We start from the raw sequence: 22296 nt of genomic DNA on the forward strand, positions 1-22296 counted from the left end.
GTCAGAATAAGGTACGCAGTCGCGGGATTCAACTTCTATGACAAAACAGCTAGTGAGCTAGCACCCGAAGAGCCCGATCCGGCAGGTAATGGGCAAATCACCCGACTCGGCATCGATTTGCTCTGCCGGCTCGCGGGCGCGCTTTGGATTGTAAGAAAAGGAACTGAAGGTGACTTCGGCAGGCTCGGCTGTGGTGAAGGCACGTTGGCCGTCGATAAGCTCTGTGTTCCTGCTGGTGACCCAAAGATTGACGCGGAGCTGCTGCGTGCCGGTGTCTTCTGGGACCCGGACGGTGCTGGTGACACTGGATAGGACGGTGCCGTCCTCGGTAGTGGTGGTGACGCGGAGCGAGTCTTCTTCCCACTCTGCGACGGTGGTGAGGGTTTGGCGGCCGGGCGGGATGTCGAAGCGGTCGATGACGTAATCGTCGGGACGGTTATTGAATCGGGCGTCGGGGTAGTAAGTCACTCCCCCACGTGGGAGCGGAAGGGATGTGTCGCCCCAGCGGCTGATCTCGATGAAGTCGAGCTCCGTGGAGCCGGCGGAGTTGACGTGGACTTCGTCGTAGGTGTTGAGCTCCATCTCTGCCATGTCGTACGGAAAGATGCCGAGGACGGTATGCGGGTCCATCTCGTCGAAGTCGGCCGAGTACGTAAAGGTATAGGTGCCATACCCGGTGGATTCGACGAGGTTGAGCTCGACGCCGCCCGCAATGCCTTCAGTGCGGATGCTGAGATCGCCGTTTGGCTGGACGGTTGCGCCTTGAACCCACTTCTTCTGACCGTCTGCGGGGTCCTCCGCCTGGGGATCACCCCAGTGGATCGTGGAATTGGTCTCGCGGACGCCCCATTCGTAGCCCGCCCAGTTGACGGTGGGGAAACCATAGTTGGACTCAAAACGCTCGCCGCGGTCGCGGTACGGATGCGTGAGGTCACCAGGCGTCTGGCTGGAGATGCCTGCGAGCAGCAGCGGCGCGGCAAGGATTGCGGCCGCGATCGCGAGGGGGCGTTTTGACACGGTTGTGTAGATTACGCGGAGATTTGGTCTAGGTCGATTTCGCGAGGGTGCTGGCGGGTATTGGAATGCGAAAAGAGGCCTCAGCAACTACGTGCTGGGCCTCCATGGCAGCTTACCGAGCGGCTTACGCGATGTAGCGCTCGACGCTATCGGTCAACTCAGTCGCGCCGGACGGCACGGACTTGATCTGCTTGCGCTCGCCCGGCTTAGCCGGTGCGGGGGCAGGCTTCTTCGCCGGCGTGGACTGGCCCGGTGCGGGCGCGGGTGCCGGTGCGGGGGCCGGTGCCGGTTCGGACTTCGGCGCCGGAGCAGGTGCTGATGCCGGTTCAGATTTCGGAGCCGGGGCAGGTGCCGGAGCCGGGGTTGGCTTTGGAGCGTCCTGGCCCAGGAACCAGAGCGCTGCGGGCACCAGCGGGATCAGCGGCAGGAGAAGCAGCAGCCAACTAGCGTCGCTGGACCCACCCGGAGTGGTCGGCGTCGTCTCGGTGGACGGAGTCGTCTCGGTGGAGGGGCCTGGCTCGGTCGAAGTGGTGGTCTCGGTGGAGGAGCCTGGCTCGGTCGAAGTGGTGGTCTCGCTAGAGGAGCTCGGCTCGGTCGAAGTGGTCGTCTCGCGGGACGTGGTCGGCTCGGTCGAAGTGGTGGTTTCGCGGGAAGTGGTCGGCGGGGCCAGCGGGGTCAGCGGGGTCGGCGGCTCGCAGGTGTACGGGTTGATAATGGTCACCGCTACGTTCTGGGCCTGCTCACCTGCGATAGTCACAGTGACCTTGTCGCCGGTCTCTTCCTTACCGTTGACCTTCCAGCGCACGGGCTTCCACTCGACACCTTCGACCTCAGCCGGCTCGACCTCACTTATAGTGACTGTGGAGTTCTTCGGCAGGGAGTCGTACCCCTTCAGCGCAGTACCCACAACCAGCTTGTCGGTGTAGGTGAACACGCCGTCTTTCGCCTCGCCGCCCTTAGCTTCCTTGGTGCCAGGGAAATCGAAGCGCGGGTTCACAGAATCCTTCACATTCAGGGTCACCTGAACGGTGAATTCCTGGCCGGCGATTTCCTTCTCGCAGCGATCATCACCGTCGAGTTCCTTTGTCAGCTCGAAGGAGCCGCGGTCAACGCCATGAATGGTCGCATTGATGGCCGCGTTGTATGCGGCAGTGCCTTCGGCAGTCTTGTCAAACGCAGATGCCGTGTTACCAAAGGTCGTCCCGAGTGCAGGCAGCCCCTCACCGGTGTAGGTAGTGCGGTACCAGAAGCGCAGGTCCCAACCCTCTTTCCAGCCGTCAGCTGGCTTCGGGATGGTGAAGGTCGCTTGCTTCTTGTCCTCAGCAATCTTGGCGTCGATGCTTGCATCCGGGAGACGGAACGCATCTGCGCCGGTCCAGTTCTCGCCGTATTGAATGGCGTTGTAGGAGCCGCTGTATGCGTGGCTGCCGGTGAGCGAATCAGTGATGACAATGCTGTCTTGGTCTGCAAAGAGACCGTACGGGATCCAGACCTCCCATTCGATGGTCTTACCGTCTGGTTGCACCTCGCCAGCCTTGCGGAAGTCGCTTTCCGGGGTGCGGGTCAGATCCGGGATGACCTTCGGCATGTTCACGGTCTGGGTGCGAGGCTGCGCCTTCGCGCCGTCGGTGATCTCGATGTCTACGGTGCCGGATTCATTCGCACGGGGCTGACCTTGGAAGGCTACGGTGCCGTGAACCTGGTCCTTGTTCTTGAAGTTGTCGTTGAAGGTACAGGTCAAGGTGAACTGGTCGGTGAGGACGCAGTTGCCGCCGTCGAGGTCGCTCGTGTCGTCGACAAGCTTTGCCTCGATTGCAGAGGTGAGGGGGAAGAATTTAGGGAACTTGAGCGTGAAGGAGTCACCTTCCTGCACCTGGCCAATTGCCTCCCACTCGATCTTGACCCCGACCGGCTGGTTTTGGTACAGCGCGCCGTCGCCGCGTTTCTTCGCACCCTCACCCTCAGTGATGGCGATGCTGGTGATGGCCACCTTCGAGTTATCCGTCGGCTTCAGCCCCGTAAACGAGGGAGCCGCGGCGGACGAGCTGTCCGCGGCTTCGGAAGCGGCTGCTGCACCAGTCTCGGGCGCAGCACCACCCTCAGCCTGCTTTTCCGCAGCCGGTTCCGGGGTCTGGGACTTCGAGGCTTCACCGGCCTGCGACGCCTCTGCCGCTGGAGTCTCCGATGCGCCCGCCGTCGGCTCAGCATCCTGTGCACCAGCGGTCGGCGCGTTCTTAATGGCAAACATCGTTGTCGCCACAAGCGCGATTACCGTCACCACGGCAATCAGCATTCTCTTCAGGCCGGGGCGGCCTGCATACGCGCTATTCAAGTTCACGCGGCTCTCCTCTACATTCGTCTAGGGGTCAGTTCAAGGTCAGTAAATGGAATCAAATTTTCAGACCTTAAGCAGTGACCGGACAATTATGTGGCAATGCCTGAAGAAATGCAATAACAATCGTAAGCAAATTCCAAGGTTTTCTGAACCCCCAGCTAGGGCCATTGCTTAACGACGCCCACGCGAACCCCACTTCTCAAATCCCCTCCCCAAATCACCCCCGATCAGTGACCGATCAACAAGCACTCCGGCATCCCGGCGCAGCTTTCCACTTGCTGCGGCGCCCAAAACGAAAGAGACCGCTGCACGAACATGCTGCGGTCTCTTTGTCGCTTTCGGTTGAGGCTACGCGATGAAGCGCTCCACTCCCCCAGTCAGCTCCGTTGCCCCTGACGGCACAGACTTGATCTGCTGACGCTCGCCCGGTTTCGCTGGCTGCTGAACCGGCTTACCCGGGGCAGGTTGGCTCTGTCCAGGCTGACCAGGTTGCACCGGCTGGCCCGGCTGGCCCGGAGTGGTCTGGACCGGAGCAGGCTGGCCAGGTACGGGTTGACCAGGCTGTACCGGCTGGCCCGGCTGGCCCGGAGTGGTCTGGACCGGAGCAGGCTGGCCAGGTACGGGTTGACCAGGCTGTACCGGCTGGCCCGGAGCTGGCTGCACTTCTTCCGGATGCTGCGGTGCAGGCTCGACCGGAGCAGGCGGGTTGGACGACCCCTTTTGTGCAAGTAGCCACAACACTGCTGGGACGACCGGGATTAACGGGATGAGCAGCAGCCAGGGGCTGACGCTCGAACCGTCAGTATCGCCACCCGGTGCAGGCTGACCAGGAATTCCTGTCGGCAGCGCGGGCGCGTCAGTCGTGGAAGGAGCACCCGGTTTTCCACCAGAGCCGTTGGTATCGGCTGCGCTGGTGGCCGTGGTCGTTGCCCCGCCGGTCGGTGGAACCGGAGACACCGGTTGACCCGTCCCATTTCCATCATCCGGAAGCTCTTCAGGCGTGGTGGCACGCGGGGATGTTTCGTCGGTCGGTTCTGTCTCGCTGGTCGGCTCAGCTTCGCTGGTCGGCTCGGTCGGTTCCGCTTCGCTGGTCGGCTCGGTCGGCTCAGCTTCGCTGGTCGGCTCGGTCGGCTCAGCTTCGCTGGTCGGCTCGGTCGGCTCGGTCGGCTCAGCTTCGCTGGTCGGGGTCGGTTCCGTCTCGCTGGTCGGCTCGGTCGGTTCCGTCTCGTTGGTTGGTTCCGCTTCGCTGGTCGGCTCGGTCGGCTCGGTCGGCTCGGTCGGCTCAGCTTCGCTGGTCGGGGTCGGTTCCGTCTCGCTGGTCGGCTCGGTCGGCTCAGCTTCGCTGGTCGGCCCGGTCGGCTCGGTCGGCTCGGTCGGTTCCGTCTCGTTGGTTGGTTCCGCTTCGCTGGTCGGCTCGGTCGGCTCAGCTTCGCTGGTCGGGGTCGGTTCCGTCTCGCTGGTCGGCTCAGCTTCGCTGGTCGGCTCGGTCGGTTCCGCTTCGCTGGTCGGCTCGGTCGGTTCCGCTTCGCTGGTCGGCTCGGTCGGCTCAGCTTCGCTGGTCGGCTCGGTCGGCTCAGCTTCGCTGGTCGGCTCGGTCGGTTCCGCTTCGCTGGTCGGCTCGGTCGGCTCGGTCGGCTCGGTCGGTTCCGTCTCGTTGGTTGGTTCCGCTTCGCTGGTCGGCTCGGTCGGCTCAGCTTCGCTGGTCGGGGTCGGTTCCGTCTCGCTGGTCGGCTCGGTCGGTTCCGTCTCGTTGGTTGGTTCCGCTTCGCTGGTCGGCTCGGTCGGCTCAGCTTCGCTGGTCGGGGTCGGTTCCGCTTCGCTGGTCGGCTCGGTCGGTTCCGTCTCGCTGGTCGGCTCGGTCGGCTCAGCTTCGCTGGTCGGGGTCGGTTCCGTCTCGTTGGTTGGTTCCGCTTCGCTGGTCGGCTCGGTCGGCTCAGTCTCGCTGGTCGGCTCAGTCTCGCTGGTCGGTTCCGTCTCGCTGGTCGGTTCGGCCGGCTCGGTCGGCTCAGCTTCGCTGGTCGGCTCCGGACAGTTCAAAACCTTGTTAGTTAGAGTTAGAGCAATGTTTTCAACGCCGTCGCCGCCAACCATGACAGCGTTACCTTCGGGTATTTCGCCTTCTGCGGTGCTCCAGCTAGGTACACCGAACTGAAAACCTTCGATCTTTGGTTCAATCTCTTCAACGGTGATTTTTGTATTTGCTGGCAGCGATTCGTATCCCTTCACCGCCACGTCAGAACGGACCTGCTGTTGGTAGACGAAAACACCGTCGGCAGGTTGCCCCCCGGTAGCCTCTGCGGTCTTGAGAAAACTGAAATTGGGATTTGCGGAGTCCCTTACATCGAGGGCAATTTGAACCGTAAATGCCTGAGAGCTCAGCCTATCCACACATTCCGCATCACCTTCGAGAACCTTGCTAATCTCAAAAGCCCCCTGTTTAACGCCTTGACTATTGGCGGCAGAGGCCGAGTCGTAGGTGTGATTTTCAAGGTTGCGATCCGTGGCAACATCAGTTTGCACATTGCCTGCACTGTCGGAAATCCGCGCTTGCGCTCCGTTATTAAATCCCTCAGCATCGCTCGGGTAACCATCACCGTTGTATTCGGTCTTATAGCTCACCTTAAGATCCCAACCTGGCTTCCAACCACCAGCGGGAGGAGTGACCGTCGCTGTGAAGCCGCGCTCATCATCAGTCAAAGTCACGTCCGCATTTGGCCAAACCTCGGTCGAAAGATCGGGGTTTTGCTGGTAGACGTACGCAACGAAGGCCCCGCTTGGTTTTACGTAATCGTGGTTGGCGGAAGTGAGTTTGTCTGTGATCACGACTTCATTGGCGGGGTTGTCGTTATCCACGAAGCTTTCCGAGGGCAGAATGATGGTCCAGTCAATGCTCCTCGGATTCTCGTTGTACTCGATGTTCCCGTACTTCGAGAAAATGTTCTCTTTTCCGGCGGGTAGAACGTACTTAGCGACGGAGCCACCGGGAATTGCCAGCGATAACGGGCTGGTCCCCGGCTCCGTTTCAAACTCCCAATCCGGACCTGGGGCTTCTTTCAGCCCTACATTCAGAGAGATGGAACCGGAAACGGCATCCAGTCGCGATAGGGAGTCGTTGAAACGACAATTCAGCGTTTGGGTGTCGGCATCAACCCTGCACTCGCCAGCCTTATTGCCACCAACACTAAACGGGATCGGATCATTGCTACCCGGAAGGGCAATCTCATTCGGGAAAGCGATTGTCATCGTCTGCCCATCTTGGATCGACCCTTGAGCAGTCCACGGAAAGGTCAATTTGACGCGATCATTGCCAGTCAACTGAGTCCCTTCCGCAATGGGACTTCCGCCCGTCGTAGACACGGACGGCTGACCAAACTGGACAGGCGCAGCATTTTGCGCTCCCGCCGTCGGAAGTTGGCGAGCGCCGCCTACGCAAGCCGCAAGAACAGCGACCACGGTCAGGATAACGAGAAGAGCTTTCCGCCCTGAAGGCACGTGCGTATTCCTGGGAAGAGAATCCATTCGAAGAACCATTTTCTGCTGGTTGGGAAACGGGGTTGCGGAACCCCAAGATGACCAAGAAGTTATGGAATCAACTTACAGGGATCCTGGCAGAAATGGAACTGGGAGAAGTGTGAGCGTGGACGTTACGGCTCAAATGTCATTCAAATAGAGCTTTGGTCTAAAACTATGTGGCCAATTTGGGTCACCTCAAGAAGTGGACTTCGCCTGTTTAACTAACGCGTCATAACGTCGTGACGCACGATCGTTTGATCACGCCCTGGGCCAACGCCGATGTAGGAGATCGGTGCGCCGGAGAGTTCCTCCAAGCGGAGGACGTAGTCCTTGGCCTTCTGCGGCAACTCGTTGAAGTCAGTGCAGCCGGTGATGTCTTCGTCCCACGCGGGCATCGTTTCGAAGATCGGCTCTGCGTGATGGAACTGGGATTGGGTGAGGGGCATTTCGTCGAAACGCTCCCCGTCCACGTCGTACGCAACACAGATCGGGATCTCGCCGATGCCGGTGAGCACGTCCAGCTTGGTCAAGAACAGGTCGGTGAACCCGTTGACGCGGGAGGCGTAGCGCGCGATCACCGAGTCGTACCAACCAGTGCGCCGCTTGCGGCCAGTATTCACGCCTACCTCGCCGCCGACCTCTTGAAGGTACTCGCCCCATTTATCGAACAGCTCCGTCGGGAACGGGCCCGCGCCGACGCGGGTGGTGTACGCCTTCACGATGCCCAGCACCGCGGTGATCTTCGTCGGGCCGACGCCCGCACCGACACAGGCACCGCCAGCGGTCGGATTCGAGGAGGTGACGAACGGATACGTGCCGTGGTCCACGTCCAGCATGGTCGCTTGGCCGCCCTCCATGAGCACGTGTTTGCCCTCGTCGAGCGCCTGGTTCAGTACATACTCGGCATCGATGACCATCGGCTTGAGTCGATCGGCGTAGCTGAGAAAGTACTCCATTGTCTCGTCCACGGAGATCGCGCGGCGGTTGTACATCTTCACCAGCATCTGGTTTTTCACATCGAGCGCGGACTCAATTTTCTGGCGCAGGATGGACTCGTCGAAAATGTCCTGCACTCGGAGCCCCACGCGCGCAACCTTGTCAGCATAAGTCGGACCGATGCCGCGGCCGGTGGTACCAATCGCGCGTTTGCCCAAGAAGCGTTCCTGAACCCGGTCGAGGTTTTGGTGATACGGCGCGACCATGTGCGCGTTGCCGGAGATTCGCAGACGAGAAGCGTTGGCGCCGCGGGCTTCGAGGCCGTCGATTTCCTCAAAAAGCGCCTCGAGGTTGATCACCACGCCGTTACCCAGGATTGGAGTCGCATTCTCGGAAAGCACGCCGGCAGGAAGGAGCTTCAGCTCGTACTTCTCACCGCCCACCACCACAGTGTGGCCCGCGTTGTTGCCGCCGTTGGGCTTCACCACGTAATCGACCCTGCCGCCGAGGATGTCGGTGGCCTTGCCCTTCCCCTCGTCGCCCCACTGGGCACCGACGATCACGATGGCGGACATTTCATTGCTCCTTATATAAGGGACTGAACCGCGCTTATTGTAGCGTGCGGCTTATGCGTCTGATTCATTGTGCGTGCGCCACCGACGTGAGCATCCCCGGCACTGAGCGAGTGGGGCTGCCACAAGTTCCGACGCGCAAGGATTTGCGGTTTCTCGATTCGGTTGCCAAAGAGTGCATGCTTAGCGACGACACGCCCTCCCTCGCCGACATCCAATCCCGCCCAGATGTCGCCTACCTTGGTGAGCCGCAGTTTGCCACGCAGCAACCGGACGAACGCCTCCGCATCATCGTCTCGGGGACGGACGCCGCCCTAAGCGCAGTGCTCACCCGCATGATGCGCGCTGATTACATGTGGGTGGAGGTGGCCTACATCCCAGCTGACCACAACTCCCCCGCCGCGGTTTGTTGGGGCGTGCCCGCCGAGAACCCAGCCGCTTTTGCCGTTGAGGCGCCGGTAGTGCCGGCCGCGTGTGTGCGCACTGATTCCGGTGAGACGGTCGCTGGTTCGGCAGAGATATTTCACGGGGACGGCAGAGACGAATTCGTCGGTGAAATCGTTGTGGATTCGGAAACGTTGGTGTTCCGAGACGGGGCCAAAGAGTCAGCACGCTTCTTTGGCCAGTTCGGTGCGCGACTTGTGCCCACCATGACCGCTCCCGGCCTCGCTTGCACCCCACTAGTCACTCCGCTTGACGGGCCTCTCGTAGGTTCTCATCCATCTCACTCTCCAAAGCAGCTCGAGTGGTTCAGCTCCACACCCGGCCTGGCATGGCTCGCACGAGGCAAGCAGGTACCAGCAGGTCAGACCGATGGCTCGCGGGTGCTTACGGGGCGAGCGGTTCAGACGGGCGGGGAGAACATCACGGTGGTTGTGGACGGCGTTCGGAAGCCGCGGCAGGTGAACCGCGCAACCTTTTATCGCCACCTGCGCGACATCCAGAGCGTCCGAATCCCGTGATTTTCCCTACTGTGATAAAGATCACATACACGCTTTTTCAGTCAATCTTTGGCGTCTCGTTACCGATTCGCAATGGAATGGGGAGGTTCGGAGGCACGGAGGCGTCGATAAGCAAATGTGAACCTGCAGGTAGACCTAGCCTTGATTGCCATACCTGAAGTTTCGATTTCTGTCGGTCGAACTTTTGTTTGATTCAGCTAGGCCCGGCGGTTGGTTGCAGAACGTGGCTAGGTTGGGACTCGTTCCCGAGAGGGAAGCCGCCCGGAAGTTACGGGCGGACTTTCAATTACTCACTTACTTAGGAGAAATCATGGCTGACTACAACCGCATTGAGGATCTGGCTAACGCAACCGCATACGACGTTGACGGCGACAAGGTTGGTGGCGTGAAGGACGTTTACGTCAACGACACCACCGGCCAGCCGGACTTCGTTTCCGTGAACCACGGCCTGTTCGGCGGCGGCGACTCCATCGTTCCGCTGCGTGGCCACACCCTGCGTGACGGCGAGCTGCACCTCGCATTCCCGAAGGAGCGCATCGAGGACGCTCCGGATCTGGACGAGAACGGCCACCTCACCACCGAGGATCAGGAGGCGTTCTACCGCCACTACGGCCTGACCGACACCCAGGATGTCACCACCTACGAGACCGGTGCTGGCTACGGCGCTGCAGCAGGTGCAGGTGCAGGCGCTGGCGCTGGCTACGCTGCTGGCGAGTACGCTGACCGCGACCGTGCAGAGTTCGCTGACCGTGACCGCGCTGAGTTCGCAGACCGCGACCAGGCTGCCGCTCGAACCAACGAGAACGGTGAGATCATCCGCTCCGAGGAGCAGCTCAACGTCTCCACCGACCGCGTTGAGTCCGGCCAGGTTCGCCTGCGCAAGTACGTTGTCAACGAGACCGAGACCGTTGAGGTTCCGGTTGAGCGCGAAGAGGTTCGCGTTGTGCGCGAGCCGATCACCGATGCAGACCGCGCGAACTACGACGGCAACATCGGCGAGCAGGAAGCATCCGTCACCCTTCACGAGGACCGCGTGAACGTGTCCAAGGACTCCGTGCCGGTTGAGAAGGTTTCCCTTGAGAAGGATACCGTTCAGGGCACCGAGCGTGTTTCCGAGGAGGTCCGCAAGGAGCGCTTCGAGACCGACGGCATCGTTGAGGGCCGCGAGCCGGGCCAGCCGGGTGACGCTGACCTGCGCTAAGCGCACTGAGGTAGCACTGAACTAACACAGTGCTAGCAAGGCGTTAGCCGAAAGCATTCACCCCGACCGGGATTTCCCGGTCGGGGTTTTGTGCCATGTGCGCCAGAGACGCGTCCGTGGGACGGGCGCGGGGTCGTTAGAGCTAGCCGCGCTTGGCCTGGAGTCGGCCAATGCGGTTTCCGATAGCGCGAGCGATGCGCTGCGGCGTTACGGAACCCGCCTTTGCAACCGGCGGCTCCTCCCCCACCTCGGCGAGCGCTGCGCGGAACTCCTCGCTCTGGGCACTCAGCTTCGCCAGCAGCATCTCGCCACCCCGGCCGTACAGGCGGTTTTGCCGGAAAATCGCCCGCAGCGACGGCCTCAGCCGGTAGTACACCACGGCATCCTCGGCAAAGAACGGCTCAAAGCCCGCAAGGTTCGCCCGCACGCTAAAGTCGACGTCCTCGCTGGCGTTCAGGTCCGTGTCGAAGGGGCCCGCCGCCTCGTACACCTCGCGGTGCAGCCCAAAGCCAGCACCCACGATGTACGGGTACCCGCCGTACCACACCGGCAGGCCATACTCGGTCGCCGAATGCGGCAACGAGGACTTCGCCGCCTGCGAGTTCAACGCGTCGATATCCAGCTTGCAACCCACGAACTTGTGTTCTGCGAGGTGCGCACGCAACGCATCCAGCCAGCCAGGGGCCACGATATCGTCCGCGTCGCAGAACGCGATGCGCTCGTACTTCGCCTGCTCAATTGCCCGGTTGCGGGAGCCCGAGATGCCCAGGTTCTTCTCGTTCACCAGCAAGGTGATGCGCTCCGAACCCTCCACCTCATCCGCGGCACGCTGGACGCTACCGTCGGTCGAGGCATCGTCGATAAGCAACAGCTCATCGCCGTCCTGCAACTGCCGCAGCACAGCTCGCAGTTGGTACACCAGCAGCGGACCAGGGTTGTAGGCGCAAATGCAGACCGAAACGTTATCCATAAGCCGAACCTTAATGCAGCCCAATGACGCCGACTACTTGAGATACCGGCTAGTCGAAGTCGAACGTCTCCGGCGGGACATTCGGCGTCGTCGACGTCGGCGCCAGCGCAGCCAGCGCAGACTCGCGCGACATGCCGCACACTTGCAGCATGTCCACGGTCATCGAACGGGTTTGCGCAAGAATCGCGTAAGCAGCAAGCACAGGCTTATCGGCCGCCCCTTCAACCGCACCTTCCACTACGTCCATGCCGGAATCCTGGGCGACGCTGCGCAGCTCCTGGACCAAACGCGGAATGACCTGGGCCTGCACTTTCTGCGAATTGACCTCGTAGAGCGCGGAGAGTTCAAGGGCGGCGTTGGACAGGGCGTCGATAAGCTCGATCTGCTTTTCGCTGACGGTGTCACTGTCTTCGCAGATGACCAGGGCGCGGCGCGCGAGCACGCGGGTGTTGCGCACGGCGTTGTCCACTGCCGGGATGACGGCGGACATGGAGCTGAGCTGACGTTTGCGGCCCCAGAGGAACGGCGACAGCGCGGCGGTTTCCTGGCCGGACTGCACGGCGGCGGACATGGAGTCGATGCGGGTTTGCGAGCCGCGGATGAGATCGAGCGCTTCGCGGATGGATTCGGGGTCAGTGGTGCTGAGGCCTTCGGCGACATCGTCAAGCACTGAGCTCATGAGGCTCATGACTTGGGCGATCTCGGAGCGCGCGGAGGTCATGGGCCCCTGCGGGATGATGGCGAGGGTGAGCAACGCGACGCTGCAGCCGACGAATGCGTCGACGGTGCGGTCGAGGCCGGTGACCTCGGCACCCGGCGGCATGATCGTGGCGATGAGGATGCAGCCGATGGCGACTTGGTTGTTCAGCAGCACCGATTTAGACAGGAAGGACGCTAAGACCAAGCTGCCGAAGACGATGAGCGCGATCTGCCAGGCGCCGTCGCCGAGGCGGTAGAAGATGACGTCGCCGACGAGGACGCCGAGGATGCAGCCAATCGCAATGTCTACTGCTTTGGTCACGCGGTCGCCGCTGGTGATGCCGATGACCAGGATCACCGCGATTGGCGCGAAGAACGGCCGTGGGTGGCCGAAGAGATCCTTGGAAATCCAGTACGCGAGGCCCGAGGCGAGGCTGGTTTGCAGGATGGGCAGCAACCGCTGGCGGACGCGCTTGAGACGCGCTTGCAGCGAGACGTCGACAGCTTTGAGGCGTTCGCGCGTGCTCATCCGCTGCGGGCGGCGACGGCGATTCTTCTGGGCCTTGGGCGGGGTGTCCAGGGGATCAGGCGGGTTTAGCGGGCCGAGCGGGTTCTCCGGACTCGGCGTTTGCGGCTTCGGGTGCTCAGGCATGAGAAAAGCGCCGGCCTTGTCGGCGCCGGCGCTTATTCACTCTAGCGGTTTTACTTCGAAACCGACTTACCCACGGAGTGCAGGTCCTGGCACGCCTCGATGACGCGCTCGGACATGGCCTGCTCCGCCTTCTTCATGTAGGAGCGCGGGTCGTAGACCTTCTTGTTGCCCACCTCGCCGTCGATCTTCAGCACGCCGTCGTAATTCTGGAACATGTGGGTGACAATCGGGCGGGTGAACGCGTACTGGGTGTCGGTGTCCACGTTCATCTTCACTACGCCGTAGCCCAGCGCCTCCTCGATCTTCTCCTTCTCGGAGCCGGAGCCGCCGTGGAAGACGAAGTCGAACGGGTTCGCGCCGGCCTCGAGGCCGAGCTTGCGCTCCGCGACCTTTTGGCCCATGTCCAGCACCTCCGGGCGCAGCTTCACGTTGCCCGGCTTGTACACGCCGTGGACGTTGCCGAAGGTCGCGGCCAGCAGGTAGCGGCCGTTCTCGCCGGTACCGAGGGCGTCGATAGTCTTCTCAAAGTCCGCTTCGGAGGTGTAGAGGTTCGCGCCGGCCTTCGCCTCGACGCCGTCCTCCTCGCCGCCAACGACACCGATCTCCACCTCGAGGATGATGTTCGCGTTGTGCGCCTTCTGCAACAGTTCCTGCGCGATCTCCAGGTTCTCATCGATCGGCACAGCGGAACCGTCCCACATGTGGGACTGGAACAGCGGCAACTCGCCGCGGTCAACGCGCTCCTGCGAGATGGCGATCAATGGACGCACGTACTCGTCGAGCACTTCCTTCTGGCAGTGGTCGGTGTGCAGCGCGAGGTTGACGTCGTAGTTCTTCGCCACCTCGTGTGCGAACGCAGCGAGCGCCTGTGCGCCGACAACCTTGTTCTTCACGCCCAAGCCGGAACCGAACTCCGCGCCGCCGGTAGAGAACTGGATGATGCCGTCCGACTCCGCCTCGGCGAAGCCCTTGATGGCGGCGTTGATGGTCTCGGAGCTGGTGCAGTTGATGGCCGGGAACGCGTAGCCGCCCTGCTTCGCAGCGTCGAACATCTGCGCGTAGACCTCAGGAGTTGCAATTGGCATGTGGTTTCCTCCTCGTGGGAAAACTGCTTGAGAACCGTCTTACGCGTTCCAGTATGCCCCTTTGCGCGCGGCCGTGCAGGAGCCCCAGCGGCTGCTAATCTGCAGCTTCAATCGCGGCAGCAGCCTCGAGCAGCATCCAGCCGGCAAGTTGCACGGAGAGGTCGCGCTCATCGATCCGGAGGAGGCCAATCGTTTCGCTTATCGACGACGGCCCCAAACCGTAGTTGTGTGGCAGCCGGGCATCTTTCGTCCAATCCGCAGGGAAAATCGGCAGGCCATCCACCTCGAGGCGGTGCGACCACAACGATTCGGCCGAGGAGAGGACGAGGCGGGCCGCGATCTTCTTGGTGGCGATGTTTTCGCGCGAATCCTCCGGCAGACGCAGCGCGATGTCGGCGAGGTAGCGCGCAAGAATGCCTTTGAACATGCCGCCGTCTCCTTCGCCGGACTCCTCCTGCGGGCTGAGGATCACGCCCTGCGGATTGGCGAGGTGGAGCGCGATCGCTTGGATGATCGCGCGGATGTGGGTGATGTAGTACACCGACGCGTCGGCGCGCTCGGAGTACTCGAAGGAGTCAATGGCTTCGTCGTGGTCGAGGCCGACATCCTGGCGCAGCGCAAGCGCGATCTCCAGGGACGCGCCCAGCACTGTGCCCTGGTTGTATGTATAGAGCTTTTCGATGATCTCTGGGCCGTTCATGCGCATCCGCAGCCCATCGTAAAGCAAGCCCGTCTCTGTAATGAGGTTGTCGAAGATCCAATCCACGATCTGACGGGATTTGTCCAGGCGGCCGGTGCGCGAGAAGACGATCGCGGACGGCGCGTTAGACGGGACGTTGTAGAAGGTCTCGCCGGTTTTCCACGGCAGGACGCCGGTGATGGGGTCGATGCCGGCGAGGAGGTCGAACTCGAGGCCGTCGAGCGCGCTGGTGCGCTTGAGGCCGTCAAGCTGCAGTGCGCGGTTCCATGCGAGCGCGAGCCACGCTTTGTCGTCGTAGTAGTTGTTGGAGGTGAGCTTGCCTCGGTTGCGCCGCTGGATGCCGCGCAGGGTGTCGGCGATGCGGCGGCGGCGAGTCTTCGTGGGGCGACGAAGCGCCGCGTCGACCTGGCAGTCGAGGTACTGTGCTTGCCACCAGTAGTGCCAGTGCACGAACGCTTTGTCCTTGGCGCCCGCCGGCCAGGTGACCATCGCGAGGTTGGTCTTGGGGACGCCCCACACGCGCGCGGCATGGCGCTCTTGAATCGCGGATTCAGCCAGGTCAGCTCGGTGCGACCAGGTCTCAGGCACGGACGGCTCCCTCTTTTGTTATCGGTCTGTGACCATCATGCCAGACGCAGACGTTGGGAATACTTCACCATGCCTGAGAAATGTCTGCATGCTGGCGTACCCACGCGTGCATGGCGATGCCGGCGGCAACCCCGGCGTTGATCGAGCGGGTCGAGCCGAACTGCGCAATCGAACAGGTCATGGTCGCGGCCCGCTGCGCGTCATCGGTCACGCCGGGGCCCTCTTGACCGAACAGCAACAGCGCGCGTTTCGGCAGCTTTGCGGCTTCCAGCGGCACAGACCCGGGTGTGTTGTCGATAGCCACAATGGTCAGCCCCGCCCCACGCGCGAACTCCGCGAGATCCGCCACCGTCTTATGGTGGCGGATGTGCTGGTAGCGGTCGGTCACCATCGCCCCACGCCGGTTCCACCGCTTCTTGCCCACGATGTGCACCTCTTTGGCCAGGAACGCATTCGCGGTGCGCACGACTGTGCCGATGTTCATGTCGTGCTCGAAGTTCTCGATCGCCACGTGGAAATCGTGACGGCGTTTGTCCAGGTCGGCGACGATCGCGTCCAACGACCAGTAGCGGTACGCGTCGACCACGTTGCGGGTGTCACCCTCGCGCAGCAATGTCTCGTCGTAGCGCGGGTTCGAGGGCCACTCCCCCTCCCACGGCCCGACACCGTGGCGGGCTTCGGTCCACTCGGTCGGCCCGGGAACGGCGTTGGGGTTACTCGAGTCCAAGGTCGGAGAGTCCGAGGAGGTAGCGGTAGTCCAGGCCGGCGTCGGCAAGCACTTGATCAGCCCCGGTCGCACGGTCGACGACGGTGGCGACCGCAACCACCTCGGCCCCTTCCTCGCGGCACGCCTCCACCGCGGTCAGCGGCGAGTTGCCGGTGGTCGTTGTGTCCTCCACCACCAGCACCCGCTTGCCCACAATCGACGGCCCCTCGATCCGGCGCTGCATCCCGTGCTTCTTCGCTTCCTTACGCACCACGAAGGCATCGATCGGGCGACCGTCCGCGTGCATCACGGCGGTAGCGACCGGGTCCGCACCCAGGGTCAGCCCGCCAACGGCATCGAACTCGAGGTCCTCAGTGAGCTCGCGGATCAGCGCACCGATCAGCGGACTCGCCTCGTGGTGCAAGGTGGCACGACGCAGGTCAACGTAGTAATCGGCTTCACGTCCGGACGACAGCGTGACCTTGCCGTGCACCACTGCCAGCTCTTTGACCAGCTCAGCGAGGCGGGCTTTTTTGGCATCATTCATCGGTGGGCTCCTTCGGGCTCGGCATCTCCGTTGCATTCTCCGTGCTTCCGAAGATAGACGGCGGCGCCATCGTGCGGCGCGCCCGGGTCAGATCGCTCGGATTGTGCGCGGTCTCTGCGATGCCATCGGCAATCGCGCTCACCTGGTCACCACCAAGCGCGTGCTCCTGCGCCGGCCCGCGCACCGCGCCGGTCGTGCGCGTCGGCAGCGCAAGCGGTTCCTCGGGACGCTGAACCTTCGGCGTGTTCAGCGGCTCCTCGACCTCGGCCTCAACCGGAGCCACTACCAGCTTCGGCTCGGGCTCCGGCGCGTCCGGAATGTCGCGGGTGGGAAACGGCACCGCCAGCGGCTGTGGGTTCGCGGGCGGGAGGGTCCGCGCGGCGTCGGCGAGCCTGGCCAGCGGCTCAAACGCGGCCTCCCACTCGCCCAGCTGCACGCCCTCGCCCACCTCCGCCAGCACCCACTCGCTCTCAAACCACACCGCAACCACAGTTGCGGGCAGGAGGTCGAGCGCATCGCGCACTCGCTTATCGACGAAGCGTTGCGCCACCCCAGCGTCCGTCCCGAACACAGCGAAATCCCCGGCCTTCGCCACCTCAACGAGGTCTTCCGACGACGCCGCGTCGAAACCGTCGCGGCGCATGTCCACGACCACGTCGCTCACCGCGCCGGTGCTCATGGCGACCACCGTGGTCGGGCCAACATCGGCAACAACCGTCTCGTGTCCACCCCAGTTGCCAGTGGCCACGTTGGTTATGGCCGACCCGGTGGCTGCGGCGCCGCGTTGCCATTCGTCGACAAGCGATGTGTCCTGCTTGACGTAGCTGAAACCGTTCGCCTCGGCCCAGGATTTGCGCCCGCGGTTAGGTGCCGACGAGTCGGACACCCACAGCCACACGCCGGCGATGAGCAGGACAATCGCCAGACAGATAAGTAAGTAAGCCATCAAGACGTGATGTTACTGCTCGGCGCGGCGTTTCCGCCGGTGGCACGGCCGAAAAGCGGCGTGGCTACATGTTGGTTGCGAGCGGGTTCTTCGGGTCCGCCGACCACTGCGACCAGCCGCCCACGAAGTGCGTGAGCACCGGCAGGCCCGCATGCGCCATCGCGGCGAGCATCAGCGAGGAGTGGTTACCGGAACCGGAGTAGACAATCGCGTCCTGCGGGTCGGTCTCAGAAGTGATGCCGAGGCCGGCGAAGATCTCGCGGATCGTGCCCGGGTCCTTCACCTTCACCTGATCGTGCTCGCCGTGCTTGATAAACAGCTCATCCACGGGCAGGTTCCGCGCGCTCGGGATGTGCCCGGCGCGCAGGTCGAAGACTTCGCGGCGGCCGTCGAAACGGTTCTTGGAGCGGGCGTCGATAAGCGTGCCCTCGAAAGCCTTGACTTCCTCGATGCTGGCGACGGGCATGTGCCCCTCCGACACCTCGACCTCGCGCGGCACGACGACATTGCCGGGGCCGGCGACCGTGTCGAAGCCGTCGCCGTCCCAGTCGGCGAAGCCGCCGTCCAGGATGAACACGTCCTCAATGCCAGCCCAGCGCAGAATGAACCATGCGCGAGAGGCGAACAGGCCGTTGCCGCGGTCGTAGATGTAGGTCGGGCGGCCTGGCTCGATGCCCCACTCCTTGGTTGCCTTCGCCACAACGTCAATGCTGGGCATTGGGTTGCGGCCTTCGTAGCGGCCCGGCATGCCAGCGAGCTGCGACGCGGGATCGCAAAACACCGCTGTCGGGATGTGCTCGGATTGGAACTTCGACCAAGCTTTGCCATCGGTGCGCTCCCACAGGGCGGCGATGATGGTGTGCTTCTGGCCAGTCTTGATGCGTTCGTTCAGGGCTTCAGCGGAGACAAAGACGCTCATGCGAGCCAGTCTAGCCGTGGTTAGGCCATGTAGCCGGGGGCTTGCTGGATCGCACCGTCGGACTCGAGGCCATCGAGCCACTCCATGATCCCCTCACGCGGGCAGTCCGCCCCAATCGACGCCGCGAGCATCCCGCCGGGGCCCAGCTCTACGCGGCACCCGAACGCGAGCAGCGTCTCCGCGATCTGATTCGGCTCCTCCGTCTCCGGCAGGATCCGAATTGTCGACGCCCCTCCGCGCACCACCACACGGTCCACGTGAAACTGCCCGCCGACCAGCACGCATTCGACGATGTCGCCGAGCGCCAGCGCCGTGTCCACAAATGGCACGCTCGCCACCACGAAGTGGTTGCTGGTCAGTTGCTGCGCCGCAAGCTGCTCGTTCTCCACGCCCGGAAGCGCGACGCGGGTGGTGATCGTCGTGGTCGGCTCCATGCGTGCAGTCTAGAGCAGTTTGCTTATCGACGGCCCCTTGTACGCGCTCCCGTCGCGTTACCTCGCGCTGACGTCGAGCATCTCGCCGCCGTCGGCTACGTCGACATGGACCTGGTCGCCGTCGCGGATGTCACCTGCGAGCAGCTTCTTTGCCAGCCGGTCGCCGATCGCTTGCTGGATCAAGCGGCGCAGCGGGCGTGCACCGTACGCCGGGTCATACCCGCGGTCGGCCAGCCAGGACTTGGCGGCATCCGAGACGTCGAGCGTGAGCCGGCGTGCGGAGAGGCGCTCTGCCAGACCCTCGAGCTGGATCTCCACGATGCCCACCAGCTGATCCTGGGTGAGCGGCTCGAAGACCACCACGTCGTCAAGACGGTTGATGAACTCCGGCTTGAAGTGGTGCTTCACGGCCTCCATGATCTGCTCGCGGTTGCCGCCCGCGCCCAGGTTGGACGTCAGGATGATCACCGTGTTGCGGAAGTCGACGGTGCGACCCTGGCCGTCGGTAAGCCGGCCTTCATCCAACACCTGAAGGAGCACGTCGAAGACATCCGGGTGCGCCTTCTCGACTTCGTCGAAAAGCACGAGCGAATAGGGGCGGCGACGGACAGCTTCGGTGAGCTGGCCACCGGCATCGTAGCCGACATATCCCGGAGGGGCGCCGACAAGGCGGGCGACGGAGTGCTTTTCGCCGTACTCGCTCATGTCGATGCGGACCATGGCGGACTCGTCGTCGAAGAGGAACTCCGCGAGCGCTTTCGCCAGCTCCGTCTTACCCACACCGGTCGGGCCGAGGAAGAGGAACGAACCGATCGGACGGTTGGGATCCGCGACCCCGGCGCGCGAACGGCGCACCGCGTCAGACACAGCGACAACTGCTTCCTTCTGGCCAACGACGCGGCCCGCCAGCACCGACTCCATGTTGAGCAGCTTCTCGGTCTCGCCCTGCATCATCTTGCCGGCCGGAATGCCGGTCCACGAGGACACAACCTCCGCGATGACATCGGGCGTGACTTCCTCCTCCAGCATGGTCTTGGTGCTGGCCTGGCTTTCGGCAGCTGCGACCTCCGCCTCGAGCTCCGGGATGCGCCCGTAGCGCAGCTCGGAGACCTTGGCGTAGTCGCCTTCGCGCTCCGCGATCTCGGACTCGTTGCGCAGGCGTTCGAGTTCCTCCTTCGCGGACTGGACCTTGTTCACCTCGCCCTTCTCGTTCTCCCAGCGCGCCTTCATCTCGCCGAGCTTTTCACGCTGATCGGCGAGTTCCTGGCGCAGGTCGGACAGGCGCTGCTGCGAAGCCGCGTCGTTCTCCTTCGCCAAAGCGATCTCTTCGATCTCAAGGCGACGGACCACGCGCTCAAGCTCGTCGATCTCCTGCGGGGAGGAGTCGATCTGCATGCGCAGGCGCGAGCCGGCCTCGTCGACCAAGTCGATCGCCTTGTCCGGCAGGAAGCGGTTAGTGATGTAGCGGTTGGACAGCTCGGCGGCAGCGACCAGGGCAGAGTCCTGGATGCGCACACCGTGGTGCACCTCGTAGCGCTCCTTCAAACCACGCAGGATGCCGATCGTGTCCTCAACGGTCGGCTCACCCACGTAGACCTGCTGGAAGCGGCGCTCCAGCGCGGCGTCCTTCTCGATGTACTGGCGGTATTCATCCAGCGTCGTCGCACCGACGAGGCGCAGCTCGCCGCGGGCCAGCATCGGCTTGATCATGTTGCCCGCGTCCATTGCTCCCTCGCCAGACGCGCCAGCGCCGACGATGGTGTGCAGCTCATCGATAAAGGTGATGATCTCGCCGTCCGAGGACTTGATCTCATCCAGCACCGCCTTGAGGCGCTCCTCGAACTCGCCGCGGAACTTCGCGCCTGCGACCATCGAGCCGAGGTCGAGCGAGATCAGCGTCTTGCCCTTCAAGCTCTCCGGCACGTCGCCGGCGACGATGCGGCGGGCGAGGCCCTCGACTACTGCAGTCTTACCGACGCCAGGCTCACCGATCAGCACCGGGTTGTTCTTCGTGCGGCGGGAAAGCACCTGCACGACGCGACGGATCTCGGCATCACGGCCAATCACCGGGTCGATCTTGCCCTCACGCGCGCGTGCAGTCAGGTCAGTGGAGTACTTCTCCAGCGCCTGGAACTGCTGCTCCGGGTCCTCGGAAGTGACCTTCTTCGAGCCACGCACGGACGGGAAGGCACCCTTGAGCACCTCGTAGGTGGCACCGCGCTTCTTCAGCAACTCGGCCGCCTCGTCTCCGCCCTTCGCAATGGCGGCGAGCAATACCTCGGTGGACACGAACTCGTCGCCGAGCTCGCCAGCCAGCTCCTGCGCTGCGTTGATCGCGTTGAGCGCATCGCGGTTGAAATTCGGGTTCGCTAAATTCTGGCCCTCAGCCTTGGGGTATCCGTCCGTGATCTGCGCCGCCTCGCGGGCCACAGTGTCCGGATCGACGCCCGTGGCCTTCAACACGGGAGCGGCAATGCCCTCGTCCTGCGTCAAAATCGCCTCAAGCAGATGCGCTGGGCGGATGTCCGGGTTGCCGGCCGCCGACGCCTTCTGCAGCGCCTGCCGAATCGCCTCCTGCGTCTTGGTGGTGGGGTTAAAAGTTCCCATCAGTCGCGTTACTCCTTCGCTTTTATTACTTGGTTCTCGCTAGACGTAACGCACACGGGGTTGAGTCTGTTCCTATCAATCCCAAAATTGCTGGAAAAAGTTGCGCGGGGGCCGCTAAGGTTCGCCCCGGGCTTACGCGACCAAACCACGACAAGATGCGCGACCACGGCGACCCACAGCCACAAACCCGGATAGTTACGCACGCTTACGTATGGAACTGCACACGTAAGGGGCTTCAACTATCCGGGTTTGGGTGTGTTGTCCGGGTTTGTCGGTGCTCGGTGCTGCGGGTGGGTGCGGCAGGCGGGAGCGGGAAAGGCGTCAGACAGGCCGTCGAGAAGCGTCCGGCTCCCGCGACTGGCGCGAAACCGGAACCCAACGCAGCACATACGCGACGCCGACCACCCCGACCGCGATCGTGAAGGCGGCCCACCCGAAACCGGTAGTGAAACCGGCGATGACCGCGATCGGCGCGAGGATGGTCATGCCGATCTCAAACGGCGCGAAACCGACGTAGGCCACGCCGTACTCATTGAGTGTGCCGGATTTCAGCTTCGGATCGACCATCTTCAGCAACGCGATACCGGTGGCCACAGCGGCGGTCGCCCAGCCCCAGCCGAAGATGCCGCGCTCGAGCCACTTCTCGCCGAAGAACGTCGGCGCCGCCCACAGCATCCATACGACACAGAACACGGTGCCCAGCACGAAGATGAGTACGAGCGCCTGCCAGTAGCCGGCAAGCGCGGCGGGGACGATGGAGGCGATGCCGAACGCGATCATGTAGTCGGTCGCCGCGCCCGCGATCGAGCCGACGGTGTCGCGGTCGAGGTAGTTCGGGCGGCGCAGCACGCGCAGCAGCATGCGTCCAATCAGCCCGATCACAAAGGCCATTTCTGCAGGATGAGCA

The 22296-nt window shown here is 63.0% G+C and carries 16 protein-coding genes and 1 pseudogene; 2 read left to right on the forward strand and 15 right to left on the reverse strand.

Annotation, left to right across the window (positions count from 1 at the left end):
- Positions 1 to 57: 57 nt before the first annotated feature.
- From CGLAUT_RS10780 to CGLAUT_RS10795, 4 genes are all read right to left on the reverse strand, one after another.
- On the reverse strand, positions 58 to 1017 hold the full coding sequence (locus CGLAUT_RS10780) for a hypothetical protein (RefSeq protein WP_095660734.1): 960 nt from the start codon (positions 1015 to 1017) through the stop codon (positions 58 to 60).
- Between the two features lie 124 nt (positions 1018 to 1141).
- Entirely contained in the window at positions 1142 to 3355 is a 2214-nt protein-coding gene (locus CGLAUT_RS10785; protein WP_157731368.1) for an Ig-like domain-containing protein, read from the reverse strand.
- A gap of 345 nt (positions 3356 to 3700) precedes the next feature.
- The gene (locus CGLAUT_RS10790) at positions 3701 to 6883 is read right to left on the reverse strand and encodes an Ig-like domain-containing protein (protein ID WP_353959446.1); all 3183 of its coding nucleotides are present in this window, start codon (positions 6881 to 6883) and stop codon (positions 3701 to 3703) included.
- A gap of 203 nt (positions 6884 to 7086) precedes the next feature.
- Entirely contained in the window at positions 7087 to 8376 is a 1290-nt protein-coding gene (locus CGLAUT_RS10795) for an adenylosuccinate synthase (RefSeq protein ID WP_290185143.1), read from the reverse strand.
- Positions 8377 to 8552: 176 nt separating this feature from the next.
- Between CGLAUT_RS10795 and CGLAUT_RS10800 the strand changes: the two genes are divergently transcribed.
- Positions 8553 to 9335, forward strand: a complete 783-nt coding sequence (locus CGLAUT_RS10800; protein ID WP_290185144.1) for a hypothetical protein — start codon at positions 8553 to 8555, stop codon at positions 9333 to 9335.
- 310 nt (positions 9336 to 9645) lie between these two features.
- Entirely contained in the window at positions 9646 to 10536 is an 891-nt protein-coding gene (locus CGLAUT_RS10805; RefSeq protein WP_290185146.1) for a PRC and DUF2382 domain-containing protein, read from the forward strand.
- Positions 10537 to 10678: 142 nt separating this feature from the next.
- On the opposite strand, the gene CGLAUT_RS10810 is transcribed toward CGLAUT_RS10805, so the two are convergent.
- From CGLAUT_RS10810 to CGLAUT_RS10860, 11 genes and pseudogenes are all read right to left on the reverse strand, one after another.
- A complete protein-coding gene (locus CGLAUT_RS10810) occupies positions 10679 to 11506 on the reverse strand; it encodes a glycosyltransferase family 2 protein (protein ID WP_290185148.1) in 828 nt (275 codons plus the stop codon).
- A gap of 49 nt (positions 11507 to 11555) precedes the next feature.
- Positions 11556 to 12857 carry an FUSC family protein gene (locus CGLAUT_RS10815; RefSeq protein ID WP_343898642.1) on the reverse strand — a complete coding sequence of 434 codons (1302 nt, stop codon included), beginning with the start codon at positions 12855 to 12857 and terminating at the stop codon, positions 11556 to 11558.
- Positions 12858 to 12907: 50 nt separating this feature from the next.
- Positions 12908 to 13942, reverse strand: coding sequence for a class II fructose-bisphosphate aldolase (gene fbaA, locus CGLAUT_RS10820; RefSeq protein ID WP_290185149.1), 1035 nt, complete (start codon positions 13940 to 13942; stop codon positions 12908 to 12910).
- A gap of 94 nt (positions 13943 to 14036) precedes the next feature.
- On the reverse strand, positions 14037 to 15230 hold the full coding sequence (locus CGLAUT_RS10825; RefSeq protein WP_290185150.1) for a glycoside hydrolase family 76 protein: 1194 nt from the start codon (positions 15228 to 15230) through the stop codon (positions 14037 to 14039).
- Positions 15231 to 15294: 64 nt separating this feature from the next.
- Positions 15295 to 15957, reverse strand: a complete 663-nt coding sequence (locus CGLAUT_RS10830; protein ID WP_290185151.1) for a TrmH family RNA methyltransferase — start codon at positions 15955 to 15957, stop codon at positions 15295 to 15297.
- Positions 15944 to 16483 carry an orotate phosphoribosyltransferase gene (gene pyrE, locus CGLAUT_RS10835; protein ID WP_290185152.1) on the reverse strand — a complete coding sequence of 180 codons (540 nt, stop codon included), beginning with the start codon at positions 16481 to 16483 and terminating at the stop codon, positions 15944 to 15946. The genes CGLAUT_RS10830 and pyrE overlap by 14 nt, the downstream gene beginning before the upstream one ends.
- Positions 16476 to 17429 carry a TtfA family protein gene (locus CGLAUT_RS10840; RefSeq protein ID WP_290185153.1) on the reverse strand — a complete coding sequence of 318 codons (954 nt, stop codon included), beginning with the start codon at positions 17427 to 17429 and terminating at the stop codon, positions 16476 to 16478. Before CGLAUT_RS10840 ends, pyrE begins: the two co-directional genes overlap by 8 nt.
- A gap of 64 nt (positions 17430 to 17493) precedes the next feature.
- Positions 17494 to 18348: a sulfurtransferase gene (locus tag CGLAUT_RS10845; RefSeq protein WP_290185154.1), complete on the reverse strand. Its 855-nt coding sequence runs from the start codon at positions 18346 to 18348 to the stop codon at positions 17494 to 17496.
- A gap of 20 nt (positions 18349 to 18368) precedes the next feature.
- Positions 18369 to 18782 carry a DUF4265 domain-containing protein gene (locus tag CGLAUT_RS10850; RefSeq protein WP_095660746.1) on the reverse strand — a complete coding sequence of 138 codons (414 nt, stop codon included), beginning with the start codon at positions 18780 to 18782 and terminating at the stop codon, positions 18369 to 18371.
- 57 nt (positions 18783 to 18839) lie between these two features.
- The gene (clpB, locus tag CGLAUT_RS10855; RefSeq protein ID WP_290185155.1) at positions 18840 to 21389 is read right to left on the reverse strand and encodes an ATP-dependent chaperone ClpB; all 2550 of its coding nucleotides are present in this window, start codon (positions 21387 to 21389) and stop codon (positions 18840 to 18842) included.
- A 321-nt stretch (positions 21390 to 21710) separates the two neighbouring features.
- Positions 21711 to 22280 (reverse strand): annotated as a pseudogene (locus tag CGLAUT_RS10860) (sodium:glutamate symporter); the annotation flags it as partial.
- Positions 22281 to 22296: the final 16 nt, after the last annotated feature.

Source organism: Corynebacterium glaucum (genome assembly GCF_030408855.1).
Taxonomy (GTDB): Bacteria; Actinomycetota; Actinomycetes; order Mycobacteriales; family Mycobacteriaceae; genus Corynebacterium; species Corynebacterium glaucum.

Bases quoted from the DNA above. Each gene is read 5' to 3' on its own strand.
- CGLAUT_RS10850 (WP_095660746.1), bottom strand. From the start codon at position 18,782: ATGGAGCCGACCACGACGATCACCACCCGCGTCGCGCTTCCGGGCGTG.
- CGLAUT_RS10810 (WP_290185148.1), bottom strand. From the start codon at position 11,506: ATGGATAACGTTTCGGTCTGCATTTGCGCCTACAACCCTGGTCCGCTG.
- CGLAUT_RS10840 (WP_290185153.1), bottom strand. From the start codon at position 17,429: ATGGCTTACTTACTTATCTGTCTGGCGATTGTCCTGCTCATCGCCGGC.
- CGLAUT_RS10790 (WP_353959446.1), bottom strand. From the start codon at position 6,883: ATGGTTCTTCGAATGGATTCTCTTCCCAGGAATACGCACGTGCCTTCA.
- CGLAUT_RS10795 (WP_290185143.1), bottom strand. From the start codon at position 8,376: ATGTCCGCCATCGTGATCGTCGGTGCCCAGTGGGGCGACGAGGGGAAG.
- pyrE (WP_290185152.1), bottom strand. From the start codon at position 16,483: ATGAATGATGCCAAAAAAGCCCGCCTCGCTGAGCTGGTCAAAGAGCTG.
- fbaA (WP_290185149.1), bottom strand. From the start codon at position 13,942: ATGCCAATTGCAACTCCTGAGGTCTACGCGCAGATGTTCGACGCTGCG.
- CGLAUT_RS10805 (WP_290185146.1), top strand. From the start codon at position 9,646: ATGGCTGACTACAACCGCATTGAGGATCTGGCTAACGCAACCGCATAC.
- CGLAUT_RS10845 (WP_290185154.1), bottom strand. From the start codon at position 18,348: ATGAGCGTCTTTGTCTCCGCTGAAGCCCTGAACGAACGCATCAAGACT.
- CGLAUT_RS10815 (WP_343898642.1), bottom strand. From the start codon at position 12,857: ATGCCTGAGCACCCGAAGCCGCAAACGCCGAGTCCGGAGAACCCGCTC.
- clpB (WP_290185155.1), bottom strand. From the start codon at position 21,389: ATGGGAACTTTTAACCCCACCACCAAGACGCAGGAGGCGATTCGGCAG.
- CGLAUT_RS10800 (WP_290185144.1), top strand. From the start codon at position 8,553: ATGCTTAGCGACGACACGCCCTCCCTCGCCGACATCCAATCCCGCCCA.